Raw genomic sequence first — 3,805 nt, 5'->3', positions numbered from 1 at the left:
ATAGAGTTCGAAAACTCTCTAAAAAAAGTGTCCTGTTGGACTTGACCAGTACATATAAACATTTAAAGTTTCTAGGTACTTTTTCTCACCTGAACTGATGGCATTAGGTTAGGCTCGCCAACAAGGTTTTACCCAAGGGTGTTACAGCAGAATGCAACATGAAAATGCCCCATTCCGCGTTTATCTTCACACTCTTGATTTTGGCCTACTCAAAATTTGACTTAATCATTTCTAATCATGGAAGGCAAGATTCTTGCGCTTCCCTTGCTTTTAGCATCACTACTTCTACGAGCTAAAAGAATAGGCGTGGTTTTCCCCACGCCTCTTAGATTATCGGCTTAATATGCCCATTGCCAAATTGTTCGATTCTGTGAGCATTTCCTCGAAAGCGTCGGTATCTTCGGTTGTATGCAATGATGCAGACAGTACAGCTAGACGAGCGGAATCTTTACACGTCTCATTGAACCTAGGTAACTCTAAGTGCTTGAATACGTTGCTAACCTGAATGCTAATCGTATGGCTCTCAATGTAGTTTTTGACCAAACTACAGTTCAGCAACCCACAGATGTAGTGTGCGACTTCTTTTGATTCACAATCTACGAAGTAAACTTTATGATCAGGCACATATGGACGTTCCCCAATCAACGGTACTTCTTTGCTAGAGCAAACCGCTGCTTTGAACGTTCCGCTTTGTTCAGCCCACATTACTTTATAAGGGGCAAATGAATAAGCACCTACATTGTAGATGTGGTAAAAGGCGTACTTACTTAACCGTGCTTTGTAGGTTGAGCGGTCTAGAAGCAAGTCTTCATACGTTTTCAAATAATCGTATGTTTCACGTAGATCATTTTCTAGATGGTCTTCAGCATCCAAAAGAAACTGCTTGGTAATGCCAGCATTTGGAACCAAGTGATAGAGGTTATGCTTTGGAGCGAACTTGTAAGCTGAGAAATCAGCAGCACCTTTAACCATTGGATATAGCAAATCAGGTTCAATCCAAAATGGCTTAGCGAGGCCTATATTTTTTTTGCCAGCTTCTGGTCTAGTTCTGATTTGTACTAGGCTTCGCTTAGGGTCTACATCATGTATCTCAACCATGTAGATTCCGTTGAGGTCAGCTGTCACCCCTTTTCTACCGTTAATCCACTCGGATTTACCACGGATATTCTCAGTCTTAGCAAACTCGCCTATCCCCATCACAGCCCAAGGAGAGCAGAATTCATCGACTGGGTTGGCTTCCATTTCATGACGCACGATTCCCTGAAGTACTTCGTCGGAAGATTGGTGCTCCTTGATAGCTTTCTTGAAGCCTTTTCGGGCTTGCCAGACATTGTATGGAACAGGGTAAGGGTTAGTTTGCTCTTGTACTTTCTCAAACCCAACAATAACAGTCTTGTTCGCTGCGTCAGGGAATGGCTTTAAGCTCTTCAGGTCTTCGACAAAATTAGGTCGCAAGTATGCTTTGTCATTAATCTTGAAGCTCCTAAACCCTTGCGAGGAAGGTGACTGGAAGTGCGTTTGAGTAATAACAAAGACGAGTTGACCACCGAACTTTAGCCACTTATCAGAAGCGGTGTAGGTGATCATTCCTGAGATATCTAGCTCATTACCACCGTGGAACTTAGTCTCGGAGAATATTTCATACTCTTCACAAGTCGGTTTTACTTTCTCACGATAGTCAATTGGTAATGCCGACCAACGAACCCAAGGCGGGTTGCCAACAATAAGATCAAACTGTCCTGCTGTCGCAGACCAGAAAAAGTTACGAATGATTCTGAACCAGATGCCGTTCCAGTTTTTTCTATGAAGCTCTAAAACTCTGTTGTATGTCGCTTCTAATGGTTCTTTCCACTCATCGGCTTGCGCTTTTGATAGGGTCTTACGCCTGACCAGTAGAGACTCAACGTTATTGAATTCTTCATCGTTGTCTACGCATTCACCCATAATTGAGAAAACAGAGTCAAGTTTGATACGGTCAAACGCAAGATCGGACGGTATGGTTATTAGTAGGTTGGCTGTTGTACTACCGATGCGGTATTCAACGATTTTTTCGTTACCCTTTGGATTCTTCGCTGGAGAGTATACGCTGTCCGCCAACAGAATAGGCAGTTCAACTTTCATTGCTTTACACTGAACAACAAGGTCAGAGATAGCAATAAGGAAATTCACTCGTGCAGCCTGCACAGCAAGTGGGTTTAAATCGAACCCCCAAACGGTTTGAAGAATAAGTTCTACAGTTTCTTCAGCATCTAAACCAGCAGCCTCAGCTTCTTCTCTTTTCATCCCTATGACTTGAAGCAAGAAAGAGCCAGATCCACACGTTGGGTCTAGTACTTTTTTATCAAGCCATGAACCACTTGTTGCTCTTTGAAGAGTGTCAGTAACAAGCCAATCTGGAGTATAAAACTCACCAAGGCTTTTCCGCAAAACATCTGGCACAAGTGCTTGGTAGAACCCTTTCAAAACGTCTTTAGAACGTGCTGATGTTAAGTCATCGAAACGGTACAAAGACACTTGCACAAGTGCTTCTTTTAAAGACTCTATAATTTCTTTTTTATCAAAGTAATCAGTTGCATCCAAGTACCAAGAGAAGATAGCTTCCTCAACAAAACCTTTGATACCAACCGTTTCGAATAACTTGCTTTTTTCGATGTCTCTTTCGATTGTTTTTAGCAGTTCATCATCTGACAAAGACGCTAAATTGCCGCAGAAATCTTTGTACTGAGTTAGGTCTAAATAGGAGACAAGTTCAGCACCTAGTAGTTTCATCACCAGAGCGTTGTACGTATGGATTACGAACAGTGAACCAGACACGCTCTCATCAGCCATTTCAGGTGTTTCAAACCCAATTTGCTTAGAGATTTTTTTAACCTGATCAGACGTGAGACCTGAGACTTGACCAAACAAAGTCTGCCATTCCTTGAATAGCATTTTAATCTTGTTGTTTTTCTTGTCATTGAAGTGCAGTGATAATTCTTTAGATAGGGCGGTCATTAGTCGTCGTCCAGCTGAAGATGTATGACCAAAATCCTCAATCAAGTTCTGCTTGGTAAGTGCTCTACGCTTGTTGCTTTGCAGAGCTTTTAGGACTTTCGTTACTGATACTTCAGATAAAGGCATTAAGTCCTGATGAGTAATCTTGTCATCTTTCATGAAGCAGAAAACGATATGATCACCATCTGTGGCGATACCTGTGTACTCTTCTTGGCTCAGCCCCTCAGCTTTTGCTCTTCGTCTAATGTACTTGTCGAGTCGATCATAAACGGCATTTTTGAAATGATGAGAGGTGGTTCTTCCCTTGAAGTACCCTTTGTTTTTAAGCTCGATTATCACTTGATTTATAACGAGATCATTCTTGTCCCGTTCAGCATGAAACTCGATACCAACAGAGTCGAAAGTAGTAGTCCATGCAATACGAAGTTCTTCTTCTAATGCGCAGTTTTTTGAGCGCTCTTTTAACTGTTCGTACAGTTCTGCGTACATATCTGGTTCCATGTTAGAGGGAGATATGTTCATGATCTCACAGAACACACGTTTGACAAAGTAAGCAATCCATCCGTGTTGTTTTTAAGTTGGAGACTTGGTCTTATTATTCGAGCTTGGCTTGTAGAAGGCGGGAGGTATGGTACGCTTACGAAATATCACCGTACCCTAAAATTGTGATTTTCCATCTATTAAGTAGAATACTTTTGCAATACATCACATAATCCTTATGCTGCTAATTTAGCAACTGCTGTAACTCAATTTTGCCCGTGCGACGTGAAGTCGCATGAAGCGCTGTTCACCGCGATAAGAGTGAACCGTT

The 3,805-nt window shown here is 41.9% G+C and carries 1 protein-coding gene; it reads right to left on the bottom strand.

Going from position 1 to position 3,805, the window contains the following annotated elements:
- Nucleotides 1-330: 330 nt before the first annotated feature.
- Nucleotides 331-3,483 carry an Eco57I restriction-modification methylase domain-containing protein gene (locus tag AAFM34_RS20545; RefSeq protein ID WP_341666073.1) on the bottom strand — a complete coding sequence of 1,051 codons (3,153 nt, stop codon included), beginning with the start codon at nucleotides 3,481-3,483 and terminating at the stop codon, nucleotides 331-333.
- Nucleotides 3,484-3,805 lie beyond the last annotated feature (322 nt).

It is taken from the genome of Vibrio sp., from assembly GCF_038138445.1.
GTDB lineage: Bacteria > Pseudomonadota > Gammaproteobacteria > Enterobacterales > Vibrionaceae > Vibrio.
Note: the sequence above shows the minus strand (reverse complement) of the source record. Positions and strands in the feature narration are given on the sequence as shown.